Here is a 25,414-nt window from a genome sequence, read left to right as displayed (position 1 = left end):
AAGCCCGATCAACGCATTGTTGCTCTTCGGCCGCTGCATCACGCTTGCCTCCACAACAACATCAATAAGGAGGTCAGCATGATTCGTGGTTCCACTGAACTGGTTGCCATCGTCGGTTCGCCCATTGCCCAGGTGAAGTCCCCCGAGAACTTCAACACCTGGTTCGCCAACAACAACTGCAACGTCGCCATGCTGCCCATCGACCTGCACGAAGCCGCGCTGGGCAGCTTTGCCGACAGCCTGCGCGGCTGGCAGAACTTGCGCGGGTGCGTGGTCACCGTGCCGTACAAACAGGCCCTGGCCAGCCGCCTGGATGGTTTGAGCGAACGTGCGGCTGCCTTGGGTTCGGTCAATGTGATACGCCGCGAGCGCGACGGGCGCCTGCTGGGTGACAACGTAGACGGCGCCGGCTTCCTCGGTGCTGCGCGCAAGCACGGCTTTGACCCGGCGGGCAAACGGGCGCTGGTGATCGGTTGCGGCGGTGTTGGCAGTGCCATCAGCTACGCACTGGGCGAGGCAGGTATCGTCAGCATTACCCTCAGCGACCCCAGCACAGCGCGCATGGGCGCTGTGTGCGAACTGCTCGGCAATGCCTTCCCGGGGCTTTCGGTCAGCACGCAGTTAAGTGGGCTGGAAGACTTCGATCTGGTGGCCAACGCCTCCCCGGTCGGCATGGGCACAGGCGCAGAACTGCCGTTGTCCGCTGCCCTGCTGGCCACGTTGCAGCCAGACACCCTGGTCGCCGACGTGGTCACTTCGCCCGAAATCACCCCGCTGCTGAACCGCGCCCGGCAAGTAGGCTGCGCGATCCAGACCGGCCCGGAAATGGCCTTCGCCCAACTCGGCCACCTTGGCGCCTTCATGGGCGTGACGCCGCAGGAGATCTGAGGCCATGGCGACTCTTGAACACATACAACACAGCTTTGACCTGGTGGTATTGGGCAGCGGCGCCGGTGGTTTTGCCGCTGCCGCCACGGCGGCGCGCCGTGGGCTGAAGGTGCTGGTAGTGGAAAAGGCCGAACGTTTTGGCGGCACCTCGGCGATATCCGGCGGCGCGGTGTGGCTGTATGGCACCGATCAAGCTCGCGCCGCGGGGGCCAAGGATTCACCCGAGGCCATGCGCACCTACCTCAAACATGTGATCGGCGACGGCTACGACCCAGCCCTCGCGGACGCCTTCATCGAACATGGCCACCAGGCACTGCGTTGGCTGGAACAGCACACCGAGCTTCGCTACGCCCTTCGACCGCACTCCCCGGATTATTACCCCGATGCCCCTGGCGCCACCCAGTTTGGCCGGGCGCTGGAAATGGTCGAGTACGACGGCAAGCACCTCGGCCCACGCTTCAAGGACCTGCAAATGCCACCGCCCGGCATGCTGTTGTTCGGCGGCATGATGGTCAACCGCGTGGATATCCAGCATTTCCTCAGCATTCGCCGCTCGCCCAGGTCGTTGTGGCATTGCCTGAAACTGATGGCACGTTACGCACGGGACCGCCTGCAGCACCCGCGTGGCACCCGGTTGACTACCGGCAACGCACTGATCGCCCGCCTGGCCACCAGCGCCTTTGCCCATGGCACCCAGCTGTGGTTGCGCAGCGAGGCCCTGGAACTGATCGTTGAACAGGGCGCGGTCACGGGCGTGGTGGTACAGCACGAGGGGCGCCGTGAACGGGTACTGGCCCGCGGCGGTGTGGTGTGCGCCATGGGCGGGTTCGCGGCGGGCGCACTCGCCGCTGGCTACCGGCCAGCCCAGCAAGCACCGCACCTGACCATGTCACCCGCTGCCAACGACGGCGCTGCCCTGCGCCTTGGCCGCGCTGTTTCGGCAGCGCAGGGCGAGGGCCTGGCGGCCAACTTTTTCTGGGCGCCGGTTTCCGAACTGCGCCACGCAAGTGGCGAGCGTGAGCGCTTCCCGCATCTGGTTACAGACCGCGCCAAACCCGGCGTGATCGCGGTGAACCCGGCCGGGCGGCGCTTTGTGAACGAATCCGACTCCTACCACCACTTCGTGCAGACCATGTTCGCCAACGGCCTTTCCAGCTGCTGGCTGGTCTGCGACGCCGAGGCCATGAACCGCTATGGCCTGGGCCTGGCGCGGCCAAAACCGGTGAACAACCAGGCGCTGATCGACGCCGGTTACCTGTATCAGGCGGCAACACCGCAAGCCTTGGCCAAGGCCATCGGAGTCGACCCGCAGGTATTCGTGCACACCCTGGAGCAATTCAACGCCGACGCCTGCAACGGCATCGACCGCGCGTTCGGCAAAGGCGGCAACAGCTACAACCGCTACATGGGCGACCCGCAGCACACCCCCAACCCATGCCTGGCGCCGCTTGCGAGCGGGCCGTACTACGCCATCCGTATCCACACCGGCGACCTCGGTTCGGCCTGCGGCCTGGTGACCGACGCCCAGGCCAACGTGCTGAACCGCGACGGCCAGCCAATTGCCGGCCTTTATGCGGTCGGCAACGACATGAACTCACTGATGAAAGGCACCTACCCCGGCCCCGGCATCACCCTGGGCCCCGCCCTCACCTTCGGCTGGCTCGCTGCCAACCACATCACCGCGCGCCTGCAGGCGCCGGCCACCCAAACGGAGACCCCGGCATGTACTACGAACTGAGAACCTACACCCTCGACCCACTGAAAATGGCCGACTGGCTGGCCCTGTACCAAAGCCATGCGCTGGAAGTGCAAAGCGAGCACCTGGGTAACCTGGTGGGCTTTTTCACCAGCGAGTTCGGCGACGTCAACCAGGTGGTGCACATCTGGGGCTATGCCAGCCTCGACGAGCGCATCGCCCGCCGCGCCGCGATGGCAGCCGACCCGCGCTGGGCGGAATTCTCCCGGCGCAACCGCGAACTGGCGGCAGTAGTACGCCTGCAATCGCGGCTGATGCGGCCCACCGGCTTTTCGCCGCTGCAGTAAACCGTAAGCCATCTCCTACCAACGCCTGAGCGGAACCCTTGCATGCAACCCCTCGAATGCGACGTACTCGTCATCGGTTCCGGTGCCTCTGGCCTGGCGGCCGCCGTTACCGCCGCGCATCACGGCCTGCACGTGATCGTTGCGGAAAAAGCCCGCCAGCTGGGCGGCACCAGCGCCTGGTCGGGGGGCTGGCTGTGGGTTCCGCGCAACCCGCTGGCCGTTGCCGAAGGCATCGTCGAAAACGACGATGCCCCAGAACGCTACCTGCGTGCGCAAACCCATACGCACGAGCTGGACCCACGCCAGCGTGCGTTCCTGCGCTACGGCCCCGAAATGGTGGCGTTTTTCCAACAGCACACCGCTGTACAGTTTCAATCCGGTAGCCGCATGCCTGACATGCGCGAAGGTGACGGCAGCGCAAACGGCGGCCGTTCGCTGTGCGCATTGCCCTACGACGGCCGCCTGCTCGGGCCTTGGCTGCACAAGCTGCGCCCGCCGCTGGACATCGTCAGCCTGGCCGGCATGGGCATTGCCGGCGGCGCCGACATGGCCGCCTTTTTCAATGCCACACACTCGCCCAAGGCAGCGTTGCATGTAGGTAAACGCCTGCTGCGCCACGGGCGCGACCTGCTGCTGCACCGACGCGGCCAGCAACTGGTCAACGGCAACGCACTGGTGGCACGCCTGCTGCGCAGCGCCCTGGACCTGGGTGTGACGCTGCTGACCGACAAGCCGGCCAGCCGCCTGTTGGGGGAAGGCCGGGTCAGCGGCGCGCTGTTTGCCGATGGCCAGGCGATTCAAGCACGCCGGGGTGTGGTGCTGGCCTGTGGCGGCTTCCCGCACGACCGCAAGCGCATCGCTCAATTGATGGCGCATGCGCCGGATGGAACCCGGCATTACTCTGCAGCGCCCAAAGAAAACAGCGGCGACGGCCTGCGCCTGGGTGAACAGGCCGGTGGCCTGGTAAGTACCAAGCTGGCGCAATCCGGTGCCTGGGCACCGGTTTCGCGGGTACCACGCAAAGATGGTACCTTCGGCCATTTCCCGCACCTGATCGACCGCGCCAAACCCGGCTTCATTGCTGTGCGCCGCGATGGCCGACGCTTCGTCAACGAAGCCGATTGCTACCATGACTTCATGAACGCACTGTTCGCTGCCACGCCGCAAGGCGAGCCGCCTGAAGCCTGGCTGATATGCGACCACGCCGCGCAACGCCGCTACGGCATCGGCTGGGCCAAGCCGTTTCCCTTCCCCATCCGCTTTTACCAACGCTGTGGCTACCTGCACAGCGGCGCCACGCTGGCACAGTTGGCGAAGCGCTGCGGGATCGATGCCGCGCAGTTGCAGCGCACTGTGGACGGTTTCAACCACTCTGCGGCACAGGGTGAAGATCCGACCTTCCAGCGCGGCGCATCGGCCTACAACAGGGCCCAGGGTGAACCGCAGCAGGCACCCAACCCGTCGCTTCGGCCGTTGCTGGAGGGGCCGTTTTATGCGGTTAAACTGCTGCCAGGCAGCCTTGGCACCTTCGCTGGCCTGGGCACCGACGCCTCGGCCCGGGTGCTGGACCACGCGGGGCAGCCGATACCCGGGCTGTTTGCGGTGGGTAACGACATGCACAGCGTGATGGGCGGGTATTACCCGAGTGGTGGTATTACCCTTGGCCCGGGGATGACCTTTGGGTATCTGGCCGGTAGAGCGTTAAGTGGCCTGCGTTCACAGTGAACACCGCAAGGGCTGATTTTCATAAAGGCTGCCCATGCGCCTGCTCTACCTGAGCCACCTTGGGCGGCTGTTGCAACAACCCTCGCGGCAACCGGAAGCTTTTGAACGGTTGCTGGGTGATGGGATTGAAGGCTTTTTCAGCATTCAGTCGATAGCGCATCACGCCATCACCGGTCCGGAAGCTCAGGTCTACGCTGGTTGGCGTCCGCCCATTGAGTGAGCCGCGGCTGAGCAGGCGGAACATCGACCATGGCCCGCGGTACTCCAGGCTGCTGCTGTTACCGTTCTGCCTCAGCAAGGTAAGGTTGCTGCGCACCTGCTGCCCCAAAGTATTGGGCCAGACGATCCCGGTGATCTGGCTCGGCCCATGGGTGTAGGAAATCAGCTGACCATCGAGGTCCAGCAGACTGGTGCGCTGGTTAGCGCTGAGCCCCAACGGCTCGATGCTGAACTGCACACTCAACTTGCCGCGCTGGTCAAAGAAGGTTTCGCGGATGCGATCCGCCAGCTCGAGTTGCTCGATCACGTCGGCGCGAATCAAGGATTGCCCGTGCTGAGCGGACTGCAAGGCCTCAAGGTTCTCCTTCAGGAAGACCTCCAGGTACTGATCATGAAACTGCTGCAGCCTCCCTTTCGGCCCGAAGAACGCCTCGAAGTCATCCAGTGAAGCATCGGGTGCCTTCACCATAAAGGGGTAGCGGCCTGCCAGACGTTGCTGGAAGAAACTGTACACTTCAGCATCCCAACGCCGCTCCAGTTCGCGCAGTGCTTCAACGTTCAGCACCTGGGCGGTCTGGTCGGCGAGCTTTCGGACCTGGTGGTTGATGGGCTCCGGCAAGCCTGTGGCAATACGTTGAAGGGTGCCTATCGGGTCATGCCCGGTCATCGCAAAGCGCTGATGCACAGCTTGCAGTGCGGCCTTGCCGCGGTCCGGGCTGTCCTGTACGGCCTTGGCGTAGTCCAGCACGGCCGCGACAGCGCCAAGGGTTTCATCGTAGTAGCTCGGCTTTTCTCCTGTCGCCTGCAGCATCGCGCCCAAGCCTGCAAACGCCCGCTGGATGGCCAACGCTTGCTGTTGCTCGGGTTTGCCCGTTGCTGAGCGCAGCGTATTCAGTTCACCCGTTATTTCAACACCTGCCGGTGAAGCGAGTGAGGTGTTATCCCTGACCGTATCCAGCAGCCGCTGCAAAGGTGCTGCTGGGCCGGTCAACTGCTGCAGGACCGTGACACCATGGTCCAGATCACGGAAGTCGGCGACGGTGAATGCATTCAAGGCGCGTCGCCAGCTGTCAATGTAATCGGCGCTGTAGAGGTTATGCAGCCGTTCGGTCAACGCATTGCGGTCGACGTCCGAATAGTCGAGTTGGCTGCGCTCGCCCAAGGCCCACTGATCGACCATCGCCATTTCAGCGAACCGCTGGCTGCGCGGCTCGAAGTATTCCCTGAAGCCTTTGGCGGTAAGCATGGCGGCCAGCAGTACCTCCTTCTCCCCTTGACTGGCCCCGGAAGACGGCTGGTACACCACATCGAACGCAGGCCCTACCTGGTGGCGCAGGTCCAGACCGCTGTGCAACTGCTCTTGCGCCTGTTGCTTCAGCCCTGCATAGACCCGCTGTGGCAACGGCAATTTGCGCAACGCCTGCTGCACTTCGCTGACACGCTGACGGTACTGCGGCAAATCCGTGTCTGCATAGGCCAAGGCGTACTTCAAATGCTGCATGAGGTCACGCTGCAGTTGCCCTTGCCCAGGAAATGCCCGTTGCCAATGACGGGCCATCCAGTCCTCGACCCATTCGGGCCGGCGGCTGTCGCGATCCTCGATCATCCGGTAAACCCTGAGCGCGGCCATTTGCTGCTCGCTGCCAGAGGGCGCTGCGTTCATGGCATCGATCACACCACTGGCCAACGCCGGCAAGAAACGCCTGGACAACAAGCTCAGGTACGCCTCATCAACCAGGGGGCCAATGTTGCGCCCTTGATACAGACCAAAATCGGCAACACCCAGCCACGCCGCGCGATAGTCACCAAACACCGCCACCGCATCGCGAATCTGGTCCAGTGGCTCCAGCAGGTTGCGCCCGGTCGGATCAAGCCGCAGATCGACTTCGTGACGGCTGTACTCCTGGGTTTTGGCGAACATACTGGCAGCCTTGGAGCTATTGATATCGAAGTAGCGCTGCCAGCTGGCGATGGCGATACTGAACGCCAGGAGGCCTACGCCAGAACCAATCCACAGCAATTGGCGCTTGCTGCGCGCTACCCGGACGTTGTCGCCCGCCAGGCCGGCCTCCTGATAGATAACCCGCCTGAATGCTTGCTGGATGAAATAGACCAACGCCTTGCCCTGCGCCTTGCCCTCACGCAGGGGAAGTTTCGTCTTGTAGGGCTGTGCCGCTTCACGGACAAATGCATTGCTCATGTCGCCGTGCTGCACCACTGACGACCAATACACACCACGTACCAACGGTGGCGTGGTGAAACGGTCACTTGCCAAGGCTTCGCGCAGAAATGCCAGCAATATGGGTCGCAACCCGACCAGTTGGGCTTGCAGTGAGAACAGGCGCCCGCACGGCGCTGTTTTGCCCAGTACGTCCAGGCGATCGATGACCTGCTCGTTCAATGTGGCGAGAAGCTGCCCGTAGTGCTCGTCATACTCATCCAGCCAGGCATCGAACGACTCAACTGCATCGAGCTTGAACGTGAACCCCAACAGGCTTTCACGCTTGGCGGCGGGAAGCTTGCCGTAGAACTGGTCGAAGCCGTCCAGCAGATCGAATTTGGTCAATACCACGTACAGTGGCAGGCGCGACCCCAGCTGGGTGCTCACTTCGTACAGGCGTGTGCGCAGCCCATGGGCCAGCGCGACGCGTTGGTCGGGCTTGCCATGCAACAGCGCCGGCAAGTCGACGACCAGCAACACACCATTAAGCGCCCGCTGGCTTCGATTACGCACAAGCCAGCTCAACAAGTGCTCCCACAACCTGGCCTCGGTACCGAGCGCCGCGAAGGGTCCAGCCTCGGAGGGGTCGTTGGCGGCCGAGCCAGCCGGGGGCTTTTGACTGATGAAGATACCGGGCGGGTCAATGATCACGGCATCGTCGCTGACCCACCAACCGACCGGGTAAGCCGGTGCTTCAGCCTGCCGACCCCGTGCCTGGGCCTGGTCGATTCGCGTCAGGGTAAAGCGCTGATCGGTGTGGTCGATGAAGCTGGTTTTACCGGATGTTTCATCGCCCAACACCAGGTACCAGGGCAGCCGGTACAGGGCGCGTCGCCCACCGGCATTGTCGAGGTATCGCTCAAGCCCTTGGCTCAACGCCTTCTCTTGCGCCTGCATGAACGGTAGCGCGCCATCCAGTTCGACGGCGCGTGCCTGCCGGCGTTCTGCTTGCAGGCGGCGTAAGCGCCGGCGCACCACCACAAGCCAGCACAAAAGCGGCACCAGCACGAGTACCAGGCTTGCCACGCTGCGATGAGCCACACTTGCCAGCGGCTGTTGCTCACGCCACATCCATTGCGGGCCAAGCCACCAGATAGCGACCAGCATCAGCAAGGCGCCAAGCCCAAGCAGCAGCGGCAGCGCCAGGCCAATGCGCGTTACCCACGGCAAGCCCCAACGTTTGAGTTGCGTCCATATTTGATTCATCGAGGCTCCTGATCCTTGTCTTGAACTGCCAGCGCTGGGGATGTCGCGTACTGCTGAAGCCGCTGGAACACTTCTGGCTCCCACGCACTGGCGGTGGTTTGCTGCATCGTTTGGGCAACGCTGGCGCACAGGTCCTGGGCCAGCCACGACACCCCCCGTGCGGCCAGAAGGTCGGCAGCGATCACGGTGGCGTGGCAGCGCTCACGGGGAGCACGAAAGCCCGCTTGCAGCCCTTGCAGCCTGAGGAGCACCGGCTCTACACCAGTGGTTTCCAACTGGCTGACCAGCTCCTCGCGCAGGCCGCCAAACTCGTGGGAGGTTGAACTTTGCTCGGAGGGCCCTTGCGTGCCTTTGAGCCAGGCCAGGCATTGGTCGTCGACAAACACCGTGCCGTCACTGAAGCACAACTGCTGCAGCGCCGGCATTCGCTGTACGAACCGGGCAGTCGCACAACGGATGGCTTCAGCAACCTCGCCCATCGCCAGCCGTGCGGCAACGGTCGCAGCCAGAAAGCTGCCACGAATCCAGTAGGGGCAAGCCGTCACGCTTTTTTCAATACGCTGAAGCAGCGCAGGGTCAAATGACGTACTGGCAATGGCCTCTTCATAGACCCGCGTGATATCCAGCGGAACCGCCATCAATTCCGTCCGGTTGCCCTGCCTGGCCGGGGGAGCAGCCTGAATGTGCGCCCACAACCCAAAACGCCGTAACTGGTAGCCAGTGGCGTCATAAGGGTCCTGCTGGTTGATGAGCTCGGCCATGGCGAGCACAGCCCGCCGTGTCTCACGCTCATTGCCCATCGACAGGTGTGACGCGGGTGTGGCGATGACGTCGGCCAGCGGCGCAGGTTTCACGGTCGCCGCCGGTGCCTTGGGTATCGCACCCTCGCCGACACCGTTGGCGAGCTCTATGTGCTTTCGCAGCAGGCGCCCCAATTCGTCGAGAACAGCTGCCTCCAGCTGTGCCGCGCCCTGTTGCTGCAGGTGGTTGAACGCTGCCTGCGCCGCCGCTGCATGAGTAGGACTAAAGGTGAAACGGTCAAGACGCGGTAGCGCCTCGACCAAGCGGCTGACTACCAGGCCAACCAGCTTGCGCTTGCCCAGAAAGCCTTTCGGCCCCGGCTTGGGGTGAGCAGGTTCCCAGTAGCACTCGATCATGCCGGCCAACAGCGCCAGGCTGAATCCCCAACGCTCCCAGCAGCCGCTACGCAGCCATGCGGCACTCAGGTGCGCAACAATTCGCAAATGCTTGCATTGCTGGCTCAGGTACTGACGGGACGCTTCTTCGATGTAGACCCAGTCGATCGAGGCGTGCTGCAGCCCACCCAGCTTTACCATTTCCTGGTCAATGGCCTGGTAGGTTTCGTCCTCGACATCGAACAGCCCGGCAGGCACTGCTGGATCAATCGGTGCGAGCAGCCGAGCGACTTCGGCCGCGGATACCTGCGCTACCACCGGCATGTGCTTCGCGCCTGGCTGATCAGCGGATCCAGGCCTTGAGCATCGAAGGTCAGCCCGTCGACCTCGCCGTGCTCACTCACAACCTCGATACGCTGGGCACCGATCAGCTTCCTGATCTGCTCGATGGCTGGCAGGCCCCGCCCCGCATCGAGCACCTGCCCGTTCTCCATCACCTGCCAGGACGTCTCACGGGTAGACCAGCCCTCCCCGGTCAGCCGTACCTTGACCCAACTTGCATCGATCGGGCGCCTGGCAATCAGCTGTAGCCGAGAGATGGCCTGGATGCAACTGATCGCCATGTAGGTACGTTCATCACCCGATGCAATGGCGGGTGCCGAAATCACGAGCGCTGGTGCGCCTGGACTGTCCTGCGTCTGGCTGCCGATGCGAAACGTCAGGTCATCCGGTGCCCGTGCAGCTTCATTTGCCATCACGCGCAACACACTGGGAGCCTGCTGCTCCGGTGCTGACCACTGTCGTTTTGGTGTGTACGCCGGCGTGCCCGCAGCCTGATCGAAACAGGCCAGTCGTTCGACGTTGGACACAATCCGGGGACAGTCCCGCGTGGGGCCCGCCAGCCCCGATTGCAGACAAAACAGCAACGAGAGACCAGCGCCATATGCACAGCGGTTAATCATCCTGAACTTACTCTCTGAAATAGTACAAACGGCCTATATGACGGCGCGAACTTTCCTACAAATAAATGCCAATGCACATATGCGCATGCAGCCAACTCGAACAAATCCAGCGGAAGCCTAGTACAGAGTTCTGAATGCACACAAACAAATATTTACTTACATCTTCACGCTCGACCACCGGACACTTTTCCATGCATGGTTTTTATAGAAAACGGACAACCAGCCCGACCAATTAAACATATGCAGGAAACTTCCTACAAGACCACAACAACATTAAATACAACTTGCTTCTAAATCTCCTACAACTCAACAGGGAGTTACGTACTGATGTCTAAAAGCACGGGATCCGTCGCACCTAAAGAACGCGTCAATATCAAGTATGTCCCCGCGACGAGCAATGAGCAGGCTGAGGTGGAGCTGCCCCACAAGATGCTGGTTCTGGGCGACTTCGGCCTGGATGACAGCCGTGCGCTTGAGGACCGCCAGGTCGTGCGCATTGATAAACACACATTCAACAGCGTGTTGAACGACGCCGACGTGAGCCTGGACGTGTCTGTGCCCTCCAGGCTCAGCACCGCCCCGGATGCCGAGCTGGCGGTCCACCTGCAGTTCAGGTCCATCAACGACTTCGGACCGGACCGGATCGCGCGCCAGGTGCCTGAGCTGAACAAGCTGCTGGAGCTGCGTGAAGCGCTGGTCGCCCTGAAAGGCCCGCTGGGCAACGTCCCCGCCTTCCGCAAGCAACTGCAGCACCTGCTCAACAACGAGCAGGCCCGTAAACAACTCGCCCAAGAACTGGACCTGGTGCTTGAAGCACCCGACGAAGACTGAGACTACGGAGCGTCCCCATGCCTAAGCCAAGCAGCACCACCATCACCACAGACGCAACGACCGACACGTTGGGCAGTGCCTCCTTGCTGGACCAGATCATGGCAGAAACCAAATTGGTACCTGCTCAAGAGGGCTACCAGGTTGCCAGGCAGGGCGTATCTGCGTTCATTGCCGAAATCCTCAAAAGCAATGACCCGGATCAACTGATCAACAAGCACAGGGCCGACCAGATGATTGCCGAAATCGACCGGGTACTCGGCAAACAGATGGATGCCATTCTGCATCAGCCTGAGTTCCAGCAGCTCGAATCATCATGGCGCAGCCTGAAACTTCTGGTCGACCGCACGGACTTCAGGGAAAACATCAAGCTCGAAATCTTGCATGCCAGTAAAGAGGACCTGCTGGACGACTTCGAAAATGCTGCGGACATCACCTGCAGCGGTATCTACAAACATGTTTATACCGCAGGTTACGGCCAATTCGGGGGAGAGCCGGTTGCGGCCATGGTTGGCAACTACAACTTCGGCCCCTCTTCCCCTGATATCAAGCTGCTGAGTTACATGGCCTCCGTTGGCGCCATGTCCCATGCTCCATTTCTTGCCGCACCTGCCCCCGAGTTCTTCAACTTGAGCTGTTTCGAGGAGCTGCCCAACCTCAAGGAAATAAAAGACCTCTTCGCCGGCCCACGGCATGCCAAGTGGCGTGCATTTCGTGAAAGCGAAGACGCCCGCCACGTCGCCTTGGCCGGGCCTCGCTTCATGCTTCGTTCCGCTTACCACCCGCAGGAACAACCGATCCAGAGCTTCAACTACGACGAAGACATCGCCGGGCAGCACGACAACTACCTGTGGGGCAATTCTGCGTTTCTGTTGGCCAGCTGCATCAATGACAGCTTCGCCCGCTACCGCTGGTGTCCGAACATCATCGGCCCACAATCGGGCGGCGCCGTCGAAGACCTGCCGGTTCACCTGTATGAAGCCCTCGGCCAGTTGCAGGCCAAGATTCCTACCGAGGTGCTGATATCCGACCGCAAGGAATTCGAACTGGCCGAAGAGGGCTTCATCGCCCTGACCATGCGCAAAGACAGCGACAACGCCGCGTTCTTCTCGGCCAACTCGGTGCAAAAGCCCAAGAACTTCCCGAAAACCCCCGAGGGGCTGGAGGCTCAGACCAACTACAAGCTGGGTACCCAGTTGCCCTACCTGTTCATCGTCAACCGGCTGGCTCACTACATCAAGGTGTTACAGCGCGAGCAGATCGGTAGCTGGAAGGAGCGCCGTGACCTTGAGTCCGAGTTGAACAAATGGATCAAGCAGTACGTCGCCGACCAGGAGAATCCGTCTGCCGACGTTCGCAGCCGCCGGCCACTGCGAGCCGCCAGAATCGAGGTCTCGGATGTTGCCGGTGACCCGGGCTGGTACCAGGTTTCGCTCGCCGTGCGCCCGCACTTCAAGTACATGGGCGCGAATTTCGAAATCTCCCTGGTCGGCCGGCTCGATACGCAATGAGTGGTCTTTTTGATCGTTTGATGCGGGATCAGGCTACCAGTCGGGAGCCTTCCCGACGGGAGAGCGCTTCCCACAAGTTCGCCGCCATCAAGTGCCACCTCGAAACGCTGCTGAATGCCCGCCTGGGGTGCTCCCAGAGCAGCCCTGAGCTGGGCCTGCGCGACTTCAACGGGCATGACGTTAACAACGGCGACCTGCTTGTGCAGGTGAGCGCGGATATCCGCCGCACCCTGCAGCGCTTCGAGCCACGCATACAGATTCGCACGCTCAAAGCAGTGCCCGATGCTCATGCCCCGCTAGAGCTGCATTTCAGGCTGGATTGCCTGGTCCAGGTCAACAACCACGCAGAGCAGCTGCAGCTCGAGCTGATGGTCAACGGGCACAACCGCTACACCCGAGTGAGGTGACCGATGTCACTGAAAGACAGTTTCAGCGAAGAACTGCGGTACCTGCACGAACTCGGCAACGACTTCGCCAAAGACAACCCACAACTTGCCCGGTTGCTTGGCAAAGGTGCCAGCGACCCCGATGTCGAACGCCTGATGGAAGCCTTTGCGTTCCTCACCGCCAAGCTACGGCTGAAGCTGGAAGACGACTTGCCAGAGCTGACCCATCCCATGCTGCAGCTGTTGTGGCCGAACTATTTGCGGCCCCTGCCCAGCGCGACAATCATCCAATTCAGCCCGATCAGGCAATCCCTCAGCCAGTCACAGCGCATCCCAAAAGGGTCGCGGCTGTTCTCGAAACGGGTGGACGGTGTGGCCTGCGAGTTTCGCACCGGCACAGCGGTCAACATTCATCCGTTCGAGATCGACACGGTGGGCGCCACCCAGACACTCGACAGTTCCGTGGTCTGCATCGGCCTTCAAACACTGGTCGAGCGGCCGTTGAACAGCCTGGGCTGTACCAGCCTCGACTTTTACCTCAGTGGCGATACCCTCAGCGCACGCACGCTTTACCTGTGGATTTCTCAATACCTCAAGCATGTCAGCGTGACCATCAATGGCGAGGTTCGCCGGCTGCCGGCAAACAGCATCGCATTCCCGGGGTTCAGCCCCGACGACGCCTTGCTGCCTTACCCGCAGAACGTCTTTGATGGCTACCGGATCCTGCAGGAGTACTTCGCCTTCCCCCAACGTTTCCATTTCTTCAGCGTGACCGGGCTGGAAAAAATCTGGCCAGCTCACTACAGCCAGCAGGTAGGCCTCGAATTTCACTTCACCCGCCAGCTACCCGACACGCTGCGTGTCGGCAGAGCAGATTTCAACCTGTTCTGCGCACCTGCAGTCAACCTGTTCCAGCACAGCGCCGAGCCCATCGACCTTTCCGGCCAGGAGGCCCTGGTTCCACTGAAGCCCAAGGGCACAGAGCCGCACGGCTACGAAATCTTCAGTGTCGACCAGGTGATCAGCACCCGAACAACGACTGACGGGAACACCGGCGAGCAGCTGCGAACCTTCCGCCCCTTCGAGTCGTTCGCTCATGAAATAGAGCACGTTCAGGGGCGCACGGCGCTGTACTACCGCTGCCAGCTGGAAGAGTCTCTGCGCGGCGATGGCGTCACGCATCGAATCGCCTTCGTCCGCGCCGACGCCAACAGCTACATAGGCGAACTGGAAACCGCGTCCATCGACCTGACCTGCACCAATCGGGACCTGCCGCTGGCGCTGGGCATCGATGACATCAACGTCATGACCGAACTGACGCCCCCGCTGGCCACCTACACCAATCTCTGTAAACCCACCCGCCCCTGTCGGCCGGTGCTGGACGGCCAGTTGCAGTGGGCATTGATCTCCAACATGTCGCTCAACTACCTGTCCCTGCTCTCGGTAGAGCCGCTGAAAGCCGTGATCCGCGCCTACGACTTCATGGCCCTGCACGACATCCAGCAGGCCCGCACCACCCGTAAACGCTTGGCCGGCATGCGCGACATTCATACACAGCCCATGGACTGGCTGATCAAGGGGCAGCCCATTCGCGGCCTGCACACCCGTCTGAAACTGGACCAGACCGCCTTCCTCTGCGAGGGCGACTTGTACCTGTTCAGCTGCGTGCTCGCCCACTTCTTCGCCCTGTACGCCAGCATCAACTCCTTCCATCAGCTGGAAGTGATCAACACCACCAATAACGAGCACTACACATGGCCAATACAGACCGGCAAGCAACCGCTGATCTAGCCGACAAGCTGCTCTCGGAGGCGCATCAGTACAACTTCTTCCAGTTGCTGGAGCGGCTGCACGGGCTGCATGGCGATGACCTCGAACCACGTTGGCCGGACGAAGTCACCCGGCGGCGGGTGCGCCTGGCCTGCGACCCACGGCTGAGCTTCCCGGTGTCGGACGTGTACAAAGCCCAGAGGATACCCGCTGAGCAAGAACGCTACCGCGTCGTTGCCACGTTTCTGGGGTTGCACGGCACCGATTCGCCATTGCCCACCTACTACCTGGAACAGGTGGCCTATGAACATGCGCAGGGCATCGGTGTACGCCCGGCCTTCTTCGACTTTTTCAACCACTACCTGCTCAGCCTGTTGCACCGTATATGGCGCAAGTACCGCTACTACATCCGCTTCCAGCCGGGTGCCAGTGACGGGTTTTCGCAGTATGTGTTTGCCCTGCTGGGGCTTAACGACGCGCAGTTGCGAGGGGACACGGCGCTGCCCTGGAGCCGCCTGCTCAGTTTTGCCGGGGTGATCGCCAGCCGCAGCCGTGCGCCGGGCACTGTGGCCGGCATCATTGCGCACTGCTTCGACCTCAAGCATGTGCAGATCCGCGAATTCGAGACGCGCTCAGTCACCACCACATCCAGGCAGCTTGCAAGCCTGGGGCGTGCCAACGGGCAGTTGGGCAGCACGTTCATGGTCGGCAGCCGCACGCGCACCCGCAGCAGCAAGTTCACCATCGTGATCAGCGAGCTCGACCAGGCGCAACTGCGGGACTTGTTGCCCAGCGGCATCAACTTCGGCCGTTTGCGCGCACTGATCGACTTTCTGCTGCGTGACGGTCTGGCCTACGACCTGGAGCTGCGTTTGAAACAGAACGCGTTGTCACCCTTCTGCTTGCACCGCAGCCAGGGCGCTTACCTGGGGTGGACCAGCTTCGTCGATGATCGGCATGGCCAGATCAGCCCGATTGTACGCTTCCGGGGGCGTTCATGAATTCAGTGACCTTGAGCATCACCAACCTCGACCAACTGCAGCACGACGTTACTGCCCGGCACCGGTTCGATTGCAAGGGCGGCACCATCGGCAGCGAACGGGCAAGCTGGCGGATCAATGACCGTGCTCAGGCCGTTGCGCCCCTGCACTGCGAAATCCGCTGGCTCGAAGGCAGCTTCTGCGTGATCGACCACTGCCACCGCACCTACCTGAATGACAGCTCCACCAGCCTGGAAACGCTTGCACCCAGGCGTCTTGTTGAAGGTGATCAGCTTCGCATTGGTGCCTACCGCCTACAGGTTCAGTACGCCCAGGATCAAGCCTGCACACGCTCGCTGGAGGACCTGTTCAACCCGGACCGAAGGGTGCTCGACCGCCTGATAGCTGAAGAGCCTGCCACCCCTTGGCCGACAAAGCCTTCTGCCCCTCAACCAGCGGTCGAGATCTGCTCGGTCTTCAAGGCAGCCATGGGCACTGACCCTCTGGCAGCGCTGGACGCAGCGGCTGATGCCGAGGCACTCCGAGAATGCCCACTGCAGCGCCTGATTGCAGGAGAACACCCATGACGCGTCATCCACTACTGATCGCGCCGCTGCTGCTTGCGTTGGTCGGGCTCACCGGCTGCACCTCTTTGAGCAGAGCGAGCCAGGTTGTCATGAACCCTTCGTTGCCCATCGGGCCGCCCAAGGATCATGCGACCCAGGTCGCGTTCAGCATCAATGCCAGCCCTACCCTCAACGGCAATCCGAACAGCCTTGACGTAGCGGACGAACAGGAGCCTGCCCTGGAACCCAGCCCCTACGCAGTGACCCTGAGTGCCGGGGACCCCTATGCGCTGACCGAAAAAATCGGGACCTTGTTCGAATACCTGCAGGCGCAATTTCCTGCGATGTCCCCCGTCGAAATGCACGACGAGGACGAAAGCGACCCGGCACGCTCGCCCTTGGAAGAAAGCGCACCCGGCAGCTACGACGACCCTGCCGTGGTGCTGACCTTGCCGCGCACCACAGCCGTTACCTCAGAGCCTGTGGCCACGCCTATCGCCATCAAGATCCTGCAACTGCGCGACGACTCACTGCTGCGCAACACCGTGTACCAGCTGCTGGACCAGGACCCGGCCAAGGCACTGCGCAGTACCTACATCCGCGGTGACGACTACCTGCTGCGCCCTGGCCAGTTCAAGTACATCCCGTTCGAGCCCATCCACGCCGAAACGCGCTTCGTCGCGGTGATTGGGGACTACCGAGGACATGAAAGCGCCACATGGCGGCAAGTGCTGCGCATTCCGCCGCGTGGCCGCCAGATCATGCTGTCGGTGTTGGTCAACGACACGCACATCGTGCTCAAGGAAGAAGACTGATGGCGCCTCGACACCCTTTGCCCTTCCTGCTTACTCACGCTGACACGGAGCGCCCATGAGTTCACGTAACCCCGTTCTCTGGCCTGAAGGCCTGTTCGTCAAACCACAACATTTCCAGCAGGCGGCCAGGGCAAGCGAAGCAGCCCTGCACCAGCGCCTCGCCAGCCTCAACGCAGCCTTCTACGGCTTCAGCGAACTTCAACTGAACGACGAATACTTGAGCCTTGGCAAGATCGCCATCACCCGGGCGCGGGGCGTCATGCCGGACGGCACGGTGTTCGATATTCCCGCCGACCTGCCTCCACCGCCGCCACTGGAAATCGACGACGACGCCAGCAAAGACAGCGAGGTGTATCTGTGCCTGCCGCTGCGCACCAATGGCGGCCGCGAAGTGAGCTGGCCCGACAATGCCGCCAACTTCCGCTACACCGCCCAGGCACAGGAAATCAAGGATACCCACACCGCTGACGGTGACCTGGTACAGGTAGACCTTGCCGTGCCCAACCTGCAGCTCAGACGCACCACCGAAGACAGCAGCGCCTACACCCGCCTGGCCGTGGCACGTATCCTGGAACGACGCCCCGACGGCAGCGTGCAACTGGACGAAGCGTTCTACCCCACCAGCGTGTCGGTGCGGGCGGTGCCGGCACTGCAACGGTTCCTTGACGAAATCACCAACACGTTGCGCGAGCGGGCGCGCGGCCTTGCCACGCGTATAGGCGCCTCGGGCCAGTCTGGTATCGCCGACATCCGCGACTTCAACCTGCTGCAGGCCATGAACCGTTGGTGGCCGTGCTTCCAGCATCTGGCCAGACAAGCGCACACGCACCCCGAGCAGCTGTACCTCTGCATGAGCCAGGCCTGCGGCGAATTCGTCACCTTCACCGACCAGAACAGGCTGCCCCAAGAGTACCCCGCGTACCACCACACTGCGCTGCGCGCCTCGTTCAAACCACTGGAAGACACCCTGCGCCGGTCCCTGAGCACCGTGTTGCAGCCACGCGCTGTTTCACTGCCGCTGGAAAGCGAACAGTTCGGCGTGATGACGACCACGCTGCAAGACCGCCGGCTGATCGACGAAGCCGACTTCATACTCGCCGTGCGCGCCGACCTGCCACCGCAAGCGTTGCGCCAGATGTTCATCCAGAAAGCCAAGATCACCTCGCTTGAGTCACTGAGCAACCTGGTGCCGCTGCAACTGCCGGGTATCCCTCTTTTGCCATTACCGGTGGCGCCACGCGACCTGCCCTTCCATGCGGGCTTCAGTTACTTCGAGCTGGACCGGCGCGACCCCGCCTGGGCATGCATGGCCAAGGCGAATGGCTTCGGCATCCATATTGCGGGCGATTTCCCAGGGCTTGAACTGCAGTTCTGGGCGATCAGGAGTGAGTGAAATGGGAGAAGACAACAAAACGCCCATCGATGACAAAACCGCTGAAGTCAGCCCGCTTGATCCAACCCTTAAAAAGCCGGCATCCAGCGCCCAGGCCACGGCAACCAATGCGCAAGCATCCACGGCAACCCCTGAGCCAGAGCCCGCCCCGGAAGGCTACCCCGCCGACCCGGAATTTCAGCTGCGGGGCGGCTTCGCCAACCTGATGCTGGATGCCGCGTCACCGTTGTTCGGCTTGGTCATACGCCTGCGCACGCTGGACGAACTGCCAAACATCAAGGATGTGCACCAGCAAGTACGTAACCAGATCGACAACATTCAGGAGGAAATGCGCCAGCACGGTTACGAGCCCGCTCAGTTGCTGGCGTATTCCTACGGCCTGTGCCTGTTCATAGACGAGGCCGTCATGGAGCGGCCCTGGGGCAAGAGCAGTTGCTGGAGCCAGGAGCCGCTGCTGAGCATCTTCCACGACGAAACCTGGGGCGGGGAAAAAATCTTCACCGTGATTACCCGCCTGATGCAGGAGCCCAAGCGTTATCAGGACGTACTGGAGTTCATGTACTACGCCCTGTGCCTTGGGCTGAAAGGCAAGTATGCGCTCGCGCCAAAAGGCGAAGAAACACTCAACGCTCTGATTCACCAACTGCACGGGATCATCCGCGAACTGCGCGGCCCCACGCCAGAAGAAGTATGCGACCCCTACACCAACGTGGCCCCACGCAATTTCCGCATGAACCGGCAGTGGCCCTGGTGGAGTCCTTTGGTGATCTCGGCCATCGCCATGGCGGTGGCTTACGGCATCTACAGCTATCGCCTGCACCTGATTACTACAGAGGTTCTGGAGTCGCTCAACGGCATCTTGCAGCAGTAGGTCGCGGTTATACAGCCCAACAGAATTCAACGAATTAATGAGGCTTCGGCCTTGTTGAAAAGCCCATCGTTACCGATGGCCACGCCACTGTTGTGCGCGTGTCAATCCACATGGACGCAGGAGAAACTGCCATGCCAACACCCGCTTACATCGCCATCGAAGGCAAGACCCAAGGCAACATCACCAAAGGCGCCTTCACCTCCGACTCAGTCGGCAACATCTTCGTAGAAGGTCACGAAGACCAGATCCTGGTGCAGGAAGTCAATCACCGCATCACTGTGCCCACAGATCCGCAAAGCGGGCAGCCGGCCGGCCAACGGGTACACGGGCCGTTGATTTTCACATGCGCCCTGAACAAGGCGGTGCCGCTGCTTTACAGCGCGCTGTCCAGCGGAGAAATGCTGCCCAACGTCGAGCTCAGCTGGTATCGGACCTCGGTCGAAGGCACCCAGGAACGCTTCTTTACGACCAAGCTGATCGACGCTGTGATCATCGATATCGACCTTGAAATGCCGCACGTGCAGGACAAGGACAACAGCAACTTCACCCAGTTCTTCAAAGTCTCGATGGCCTACCGCGGCATTGAGTGGGAGCACATCACGGCAAGTACCGCAGGTGCAGACGACTGGCGCAAGCCCAAAGAAACAGCTGTGTGATCTAGCTGCGGAGCCGGGCAGGCCTGCCTGCCCGGACTTCTGATACTTCAGACGGCGGACAACGACTGCTTATGCCTACCCAATCTGATTTGCGATACAGCTTCCAGCCCCTGGTCGGAAAAACTGAATTCGAAGTGGTGTCGTTCGAGCTCAAGGAGGAACTCAGCCAACCGTTCAAGTTGACCCTGAAACTCATCAGCTTCGAATACGATGTCGACTTCGGCCACCTGCTCGACAAGCCCGTGCTGTTCACCATCTGCGACAGTGAACGCCCCGTCCGCTACGTGCACGGCCTGGTCAGCAGTTTCAGCCAGGGCGAGAGCGGCTTCCACCGCACTTACTATCACGCATTGGTCGAGCCGCAACTGGCCCGAGCCAGACTGCGCTCGAACTGGCGCATCTTCCAGCACAAGACCGCGCCGCAAATTCTCGAACTGATGCTGAAGCGACAAGGCATAACCCAGTATCAATTCGGAACTGGCTTCAACTATCACCCGCGGGAATTCTGCGTACAGGCCGGCGAAACCGATCTCGACTTTTTTGCGCGCATCGCTGCTGAAGAAGGTTTGGTCTATCGGTTCGAGCACACTGAAAAGCATCACAAGCTGATCATCACCGACCGACTGCTGACATTGGGGCACATCGAGTGCAACGCAGCTAAAGCAAAGATCATCGATGAAGGGTTTGTCGATGGCGATGAATCAACCAAACCCTACACAGTGCTGTACCACGCCAACAGAGGCGGCGACCAGCCCCAACCCTGTCTGCGGCGCTTGCGCTACAGCGAACAGGTGCGTCCCGCACGGCAGGTTCAACGCGACTACACCTTCACCCACCCCGCCTACCGCCAGGAACACAGGGCCTCAGGCCCCTATCTGAAGCACCAGTCCGCCGACTATGAGTGCTTCGACTACCCAGGCCGCTACAAACGCGATGCCGTTGGCAAGCCGTTCACCGAAAACCGCATCACCGCCTTGCGCCACGATGTGCGCATTGCCGAGGTGCAAGGCGACGATATACGCCTGCAACCGGGCCTGAGCTTCACCCTGACCGGCCACCCGCGCGAAGACCTTAATGTGCATTGGCGGGTAAGCACAGTCAGCCACGAAGGCAGCCAGTTCACCAGCCTGCAGGAAGAAGCTGGCGGGGCTGACCAGGGCACACGTTATGAGCAAAAGGCGGTACTGGTGCCGGGCAGAACCGAGTGGCGCCCGGCACCGTTGCCCAAACCACGCGTTGACGGCCCGCATATGGCCACTGTGGTCGGGCCACCCGGTGAAGAGATCTACTGCGACGAATGGGGCCGGGTCAAGGTCAGCTTCCCCTGGGACCGCGAAAGCCAGGACAACGAATTCAGTTCCTGCTGGATTCGGGTATCCCAGGGCTGGGCCGGCGGCAGCTGGGGCTCGATGGCCATCCCGCGCATTGGCCAGGACGTGATCATCCATTACGTCAATGGCGACCCCGATCAGCCGATGATCACCGGCCGTACCTACTGTGGCAACCAGCTGCCGCCGTACGACCTTCCCCACCACAAGACCCGCATGACCATCAAGAGCCAGACCCACAAGGGAGATGGCTTCAATGAGCTGCGCTTTGAGGACGAACTGGGCCAGGAGGAAGTGTTCATTCATGCCCAGAAGGACCAGAACAATGTGGTCGGGCACGATGAAAGTACGCAGGTAGGCAATGACCGCAAAGAACAGGTCAATAACGACGAATCAATCCTGATCGGCCACGACCGTAATGAAACGGTCGGCAACGATGAGCACGTCACCATCGGGCAGGACGCCACGCTCGGCATCGGTCGAAACCACACAATCAAGATCGCCAAGGATCGTGTGGAAACCATCGGCAATCACCGCCACGACCAGATCACAGCCAATCACCACACCCACATTGGCGGCAACCTTGAGCAGCAGGTCGAAGGGCATGCCGAGCTTGATGCCCGAGGGGATATCCGCAGACGTACTCGCCGTTATGAACTTCGAGCATCGGAAGCAGTGGTCATCCAAGGTCCTGGGGGCTCCATTCGAATCGATGAAACGGGCATCACACTGGACAGCCCGACGATTCGCATCACCGGCCAGATGCTCAAGTCGGCAGATGGGGCAAGCAACCTCTTTTCCATCAGCGGCGCGCCGGTCAATGGGAAGCCCCTGGAGCGCCAGTGCGGACGCCGCCCCGATGGCACCTGCACTTTGCCCGACTGCCGCTGCATCAGAGGGCCAGGCCAATGACAACCGCCCTTTCAAATGCGCTGCCAGACGAGCACTTCGCAAATAACGCTCGGTTCATGTTGCTGTTGACCCGCGTGATCGAGCACTGGGCCTACCGACCAATACCCCAAGAGGGCGAACTGGTCCCGGCCTATGCCCCTTCGGTACTGGAACTCATCAATGAAATCAGCCGAAATACCCAGCACGCCTGGCTGTGGAGGCGCAGCGCCCTGGACGACCGTCACGACTTTGGGCCATTGCTGGTAGACGTGTCAGAAGCGCCCGAACTGCTTGCCCATGCAACATCGGCCTGGATGCCCATTGGCGGTGCCATCGCGCTGGATGCCGAGATCGGCCTTGCCCAGTTGGCAGACCACTTCACCAGCCTTGTGCAGATCGCGCTTCCAGACCAGGGGCTGGCCACTTTCCAATTCAAACCTGACCACCTTGCGGCCTGGCTGGATGCACTGGATGAAGACCATCGAGCAACGTGGCTCGGCCCTGTGACGTCGCTGGCCTGGCGAGTCAACTGGGGGCCGGTGCACGCGTGGAAAACGCTCGAGCGCAGCCCGACCACTGCCCGCTCTTATCAGGAACCTGCATTACCCCTTCGCCAGCTTGAACTTGAGCGGCTGCAAGCAGGCATGCACGAGCACTTCGTGCTCACGTTGGCGCATGAGGTGTTGGCACTGCCACAGCACGCCACCTACACATTGGCCGACATCCGGCAATGGATCGAACGCCTGCTGCCGCAACTGAAAGCCCTCAACTTTGGCGATGAGGAAGTCGCTGGGCAATTCATCAGGCTGGTTGCCAGCCACATGTGGCTCATGAGCGATGACCACGCGGGGAAGATCTACACCAACCTTGAGGAGTCACCCCAAGGCCGCCTCCGCGAGCTGCACGCACTGATCGAAAGCAAGGAATCCACCCATGAATGACGCCAGTGTCAGCAGTGCTACCTCCGGCCCTGCCTGCAGCGCACGCATCCCCATCCTGCCAGTGCGCTATGCCATCGTGCCACGCACCGGCGACACGCCCGCCTGCCGCTATGCCGGTGCAGGTTTCAACCTGGAACAGGGCTTCGCCCCGCTGCAACACTCTGCCTACACCCTGCGCGCTTTGCGCCCGGGTTATGTCTACGTGTTCATGAAAGGCCCGAAGGGCGAAAAGCTGGTCATCCATGAGTACGTTGGCGCGGGTCTTTACAAGGAACTGAGTTACAAAGGGCTGGAGAACTACCACCTGCGTGATCGCTACCTCTCCAGCCGGAGCATGGGCTGGGTGTGGGCCGATACCTGCCCCGATACCGCCAGGGAAGTGTGGATCGGTTACAGCCCCCACCTGTGGACCAACGCCGTGACCGCCCGCATCACCGGTTCATCAGCCCTGCGCAAACGGCACATGCGCCAGCTGGACATGGCCGAACTGATCGCCGGCAATCAGGCGCCGTCCACCCAGCCCCATGTGTTGCCGGTCAGTGCCCTGCAAACCTGGGTCGAAGACTTCAAGCCAACCGAACGGCGCATGCCGCTGACCTGGAGCAGCGACCCGGTCACCGAAACCTTGCCTATCGGCAACCTGGTCGCCGTGGCGCGTCACTACCCCTGGACCCAACCGAAGGTACCGGTGGTGGTAGCACTCGCCGACGCCGAAGGCATGGCCCTGGACCTGAGCCTGTCGGTCTCGGCCTACCAACATCAAATGCGCGACCTGATGCCCGCCGAGCAACTGGCACACACAAAACCCGCGCAACCTCCCGAGCAGGAACGCGTGCCGGCGTGCTACCGCCTGGATGCCGAGCAACTGAGCGTGCAAAGCCGCGATTTCCACCATCGCAACCTGGTGGGCATGCTGCTGAACAAGACGCTGGAAAGCATGTACCCGGCCGATGCGCCTTCACCTGAACTGGCCGCCTTCAGGCTTGGCACGGAGCGGCGTGGCCCTGCGCTGTCTGCGGCCGAGTCACATTTCCAGGCCCTCACCCATCAGGATTACTCCCCCCACGGCGCGCGCCTGGCGCGGCGCATCGATAGCGCCAAATACCGGCATTTCCTCGCCGAGCGCGATGAACTGGAACGGCGTATTGCAGCCCTGCGCAACCTGGCCTTGCAAGCCAGCAATGATCATGACGCCTGGCTGGCCACTGCCGAATCGCAACATATCGACAACCCCTACAGCCTGGCAGCCGCGCTGGCGTGTTACGACCGCGACGAACGCACCTCCGCCCGCGGTCTGGAAATCTCGCTGGCTTTGCTGATTCACCCGATGGGCCAGCCGACACCCGGCACCGAAGAGCATGACCGACGCTTCAAACGCCTGGAGCAATGGCTGGACCAGCACGACAGCCCGCTGTACACCGCCTTGGCGCCGTTCAACCCGTTCAAGGACAAGGCGGATTCGACCGGCTCTTTGTTCGGCGCCAGCGACAACGTAATCGAAGGATTGGCGGGTCGCTTCCCGGCCATGGCCGACATCACCGACCTTACCGCCCAGGCGGTCAATACCGTAGTGCTCAAGCGCCTGCATGGCCAGACACGGTGGGATGCCAGTCATGGCCTGCGTCAGCAGGTGCTGTTGGCGGCACGGGAGGCGAATGCCGAGAAGGCGTTGGGGTTGTTGGCAGCGCGCTATCGAATCACCGAACAGGCCATCACGGAAAATCCATTTAGCCAGGAGGCACAGAAGTATTTGAAGAGCGGTATGGCGCAGGTTGAGGAAATGAAACAACTGCGCATCTCGGGTAGCCGGACAATATCGATAGAACTGACCACCACTGCGCGAGTGAAGCCCAACTTTCTCGGGTTGCTCACCTCGGGCGGTGGCGGTGGTTTGAACGCGGGGATGCTGTGGTTCAACATCTTATCGCTGAAGACGGCCTATAACAGCCTGCAAAAGAACGATGCACCGGAATACACCTTGGGCTTTGCTTCATCGATTTTCGGAGTGATCGGTGCAGCGGCGGCGACGATGGTCAGCGTGCGAGCAACGCAGAAGGCTGTAATGCTGAAATTGAGTC

General features: G+C 61.5%; 20 protein-coding genes. 17 read left to right on the top strand and 3 right to left on the bottom strand.

Going from position 1 to position 25,414, the window contains the following annotated elements:
* Positions 1-78 precede the first annotated feature (78 nt).
* Genes E8E78_RS19655 through E8E78_RS19640 form a run of 4 tightly spaced genes read left to right on the top strand, consistent with a single transcriptional unit; the run spans position 79 to position 4,656 of the window.
* Complete coding sequence (locus E8E78_RS19655) at positions 79-888, top strand: shikimate dehydrogenase (protein ID WP_049275568.1); 810 nt, start codon at positions 79-81, stop codon at positions 886-888.
* 4 nt (positions 889-892) lie between these two features.
* Complete coding sequence (locus tag E8E78_RS19650) at positions 893-2,626, top strand: FAD-dependent oxidoreductase (protein WP_049275567.1); 1,734 nt, start codon at positions 893-895, stop codon at positions 2,624-2,626.
* Positions 2,611-2,931 (top strand): NIPSNAP family protein, encoded by a 321-nt coding sequence (locus E8E78_RS19645; protein WP_016500295.1) that lies wholly within the window; start codon positions 2,611-2,613, stop codon positions 2,929-2,931. The genes E8E78_RS19650 and E8E78_RS19645 overlap by 16 nt, the downstream gene beginning before the upstream one ends.
* Positions 2,932-2,973: 42 nt before the next feature.
* Positions 2,974-4,656, top strand: a complete 1,683-nt coding sequence (locus E8E78_RS19640; protein WP_049275566.1) for an FAD-dependent oxidoreductase — start codon at positions 2,974-2,976, stop codon at positions 4,654-4,656.
* 19 nt (positions 4,657-4,675) lie between these two features.
* On the opposite strand, the gene tssM is transcribed toward E8E78_RS19640, so the two are convergent.
* The 3 genes from tssM to vasI are packed head-to-tail and all read right to left on the bottom strand — an operon-like array spanning position 4,676 to position 10,307.
* Positions 4,676-8,302, bottom strand: a complete 3,627-nt coding sequence (gene tssM, locus E8E78_RS19635) for a type VI secretion system membrane subunit TssM (protein ID WP_114942385.1) — start codon at positions 8,300-8,302, stop codon at positions 4,676-4,678.
* Positions 8,299-9,762 (bottom strand): type VI secretion system protein TssA, encoded by a 1,464-nt coding sequence (gene tssA, locus E8E78_RS19630; RefSeq protein WP_049275564.1) that lies wholly within the window; start codon positions 9,760-9,762, stop codon positions 8,299-8,301. Before tssA ends, tssM begins: the two co-directional genes overlap by 4 nt.
* Entirely contained in the window at positions 9,750-10,307 is a 558-nt protein-coding gene (vasI, locus tag E8E78_RS19625; protein ID WP_232876824.1) for a type VI secretion system-associated protein VasI, read from the bottom strand. The genes tssA and vasI overlap by 13 nt, the downstream gene beginning before the upstream one ends.
* 420 nt (positions 10,308-10,727) lie before the next feature.
* On the opposite strand from vasI, the gene tssB reads away from it, so the two are divergent.
* The 13 genes from tssB to E8E78_RS19560 all read left to right on the top strand — a co-directional run.
* Complete coding sequence (gene tssB, locus E8E78_RS19620; protein WP_049275563.1) at positions 10,728-11,231, top strand: type VI secretion system contractile sheath small subunit; 504 nt, start codon at positions 10,728-10,730, stop codon at positions 11,229-11,231.
* 17 nt (positions 11,232-11,248) lie between these two features.
* Positions 11,249-12,739 (top strand): type VI secretion system contractile sheath large subunit, encoded by a 1,491-nt coding sequence (tssC, locus tag E8E78_RS19615; RefSeq protein WP_049275562.1) that lies wholly within the window; start codon positions 11,249-11,251, stop codon positions 12,737-12,739.
* Positions 12,736-13,146: a type VI secretion system baseplate subunit TssE gene (gene tssE / locus E8E78_RS19610; protein WP_049275561.1), complete on the top strand. Its 411-nt coding sequence runs from the start codon at positions 12,736-12,738 to the stop codon at positions 13,144-13,146. The genes tssC and tssE overlap by 4 nt, the downstream gene beginning before the upstream one ends.
* A gap of 3 nt (positions 13,147-13,149) precedes the next feature.
* Positions 13,150-14,916: a type VI secretion system baseplate subunit TssF gene (tssF, locus tag E8E78_RS19605; protein WP_049275559.1), complete on the top strand. Its 1,767-nt coding sequence runs from the start codon at positions 13,150-13,152 to the stop codon at positions 14,914-14,916.
* Positions 14,880-15,896 carry a type VI secretion system baseplate subunit TssG gene (gene tssG, locus E8E78_RS19600; protein WP_049275558.1) on the top strand — a complete coding sequence of 339 codons (1,017 nt, stop codon included), beginning with the start codon at positions 14,880-14,882 and terminating at the stop codon, positions 15,894-15,896. Before tssF ends, tssG begins: the two co-directional genes overlap by 37 nt.
* Complete coding sequence (locus E8E78_RS19595) at positions 15,893-16,462, top strand: FHA domain-containing protein (protein ID WP_049275557.1); 570 nt, start codon at positions 15,893-15,895, stop codon at positions 16,460-16,462. Before tssG ends, E8E78_RS19595 begins: the two co-directional genes overlap by 4 nt.
* Entirely contained in the window at positions 16,459-17,256 is a 798-nt protein-coding gene (gene tssJ, locus E8E78_RS19590; RefSeq protein WP_059396226.1) for a type VI secretion system lipoprotein TssJ, read from the top strand. The genes E8E78_RS19595 and tssJ overlap by 4 nt, the downstream gene beginning before the upstream one ends.
* Before the next feature lie 55 nt (positions 17,257-17,311).
* Positions 17,312-18,649 (top strand): type VI secretion system baseplate subunit TssK, encoded by a 1,338-nt coding sequence (gene tssK, locus E8E78_RS19585; protein WP_049275555.1) that lies wholly within the window; start codon positions 17,312-17,314, stop codon positions 18,647-18,649.
* A 1-nt stretch (position 18,650) separates the two neighbouring features.
* On the top strand, positions 18,651-19,520 hold the full coding sequence (icmH, locus tag E8E78_RS19580) for a type IVB secretion system protein IcmH/DotU (protein WP_049275554.1): 870 nt from the start codon (positions 18,651-18,653) through the stop codon (positions 19,518-19,520).
* A gap of 131 nt (positions 19,521-19,651) precedes the next feature.
* Entirely contained in the window at positions 19,652-20,176 is a 525-nt protein-coding gene (locus E8E78_RS19575; RefSeq protein ID WP_049275553.1) for an Hcp family type VI secretion system effector, read from the top strand.
* A 71-nt stretch (positions 20,177-20,247) separates the two neighbouring features.
* Entirely contained in the window at positions 20,248-22,416 is a 2,169-nt protein-coding gene (tssI, locus tag E8E78_RS19570) for a type VI secretion system tip protein TssI/VgrG (RefSeq protein WP_049275551.1), read from the top strand.
* A gap of 56 nt (positions 22,417-22,472) precedes the next feature.
* Positions 22,473-23,336 carry a DUF4123 domain-containing protein gene (locus E8E78_RS19565; RefSeq protein ID WP_232876859.1) on the top strand — a complete coding sequence of 288 codons (864 nt, stop codon included), beginning with the start codon at positions 22,473-22,475 and terminating at the stop codon, positions 23,334-23,336.
* On the top strand, positions 23,329-25,414 hold a 2,086-nt coding region (locus tag E8E78_RS19560), incomplete at its 3' end, for a T6SS effector BTH_I2691 family protein (RefSeq protein WP_280337138.1). The genes E8E78_RS19565 and E8E78_RS19560, both read left to right, overlap by 8 nt.

The sequence above is a fragment of the Pseudomonas sp. BN505 genome, assembly GCF_029873175.1.
Taxonomy (GTDB): Bacteria; Pseudomonadota; Gammaproteobacteria; order Pseudomonadales; family Pseudomonadaceae; genus Aquipseudomonas; species Aquipseudomonas putida.
Note: the sequence above shows the minus strand (reverse complement) of the source record. Positions and strands in the feature narration are given on the sequence as shown.

Coding starts and splice junctions, on each gene's coding strand:
- E8E78_RS19655 (WP_049275568.1), top strand. CDS start 79: ATGATTCGTGGTTCCACTGAACTGGTTGCCATCGTCGGTTCGCCCATT.
- E8E78_RS19650 (WP_049275567.1), top strand. CDS start 893: ATGGCGACTCTTGAACACATACAACACAGCTTTGACCTGGTGGTATTG.
- E8E78_RS19645 (WP_016500295.1), top strand. CDS start 2,611: ATGTACTACGAACTGAGAACCTACACCCTCGACCCACTGAAAATGGCC.
- E8E78_RS19640 (WP_049275566.1), top strand. CDS start 2,974: ATGCAACCCCTCGAATGCGACGTACTCGTCATCGGTTCCGGTGCCTCT.
- tssM (WP_114942385.1), bottom strand. CDS start 8,302: ATGAATCAAATATGGACGCAACTCAAACGTTGGGGCTTGCCGTGGGTA.
- tssA (WP_049275564.1), bottom strand. CDS start 9,762: ATGCCGGTGGTAGCGCAGGTATCCGCGGCCGAAGTCGCTCGGCTGCTC.
- tssB (WP_049275563.1), top strand. CDS start 10,728: ATGTCTAAAAGCACGGGATCCGTCGCACCTAAAGAACGCGTCAATATC.
- tssC (WP_049275562.1), top strand. CDS start 11,249: ATGCCTAAGCCAAGCAGCACCACCATCACCACAGACGCAACGACCGAC.
- tssE (WP_049275561.1), top strand. CDS start 12,736: ATGAGTGGTCTTTTTGATCGTTTGATGCGGGATCAGGCTACCAGTCGG.
- tssF (WP_049275559.1), top strand. CDS start 13,150: ATGTCACTGAAAGACAGTTTCAGCGAAGAACTGCGGTACCTGCACGAA.
- tssG (WP_049275558.1), top strand. CDS start 14,880: ATGGCCAATACAGACCGGCAAGCAACCGCTGATCTAGCCGACAAGCTG.
- E8E78_RS19595 (WP_049275557.1), top strand. CDS start 15,893: ATGAATTCAGTGACCTTGAGCATCACCAACCTCGACCAACTGCAGCAC.
- tssJ (WP_059396226.1), top strand. CDS start 16,459: ATGACGCGTCATCCACTACTGATCGCGCCGCTGCTGCTTGCGTTGGTC.
- tssK (WP_049275555.1), top strand. CDS start 17,312: ATGAGTTCACGTAACCCCGTTCTCTGGCCTGAAGGCCTGTTCGTCAAA.
- icmH (WP_049275554.1), top strand. CDS start 18,651: ATGGGAGAAGACAACAAAACGCCCATCGATGACAAAACCGCTGAAGTC.
- E8E78_RS19575 (WP_049275553.1), top strand. CDS start 19,652: ATGCCAACACCCGCTTACATCGCCATCGAAGGCAAGACCCAAGGCAAC.
- tssI (WP_049275551.1), top strand. CDS start 20,248: ATGCCTACCCAATCTGATTTGCGATACAGCTTCCAGCCCCTGGTCGGA.
- E8E78_RS19565 (WP_232876859.1), top strand. CDS start 22,473: ATGTTGCTGTTGACCCGCGTGATCGAGCACTGGGCCTACCGACCAATA.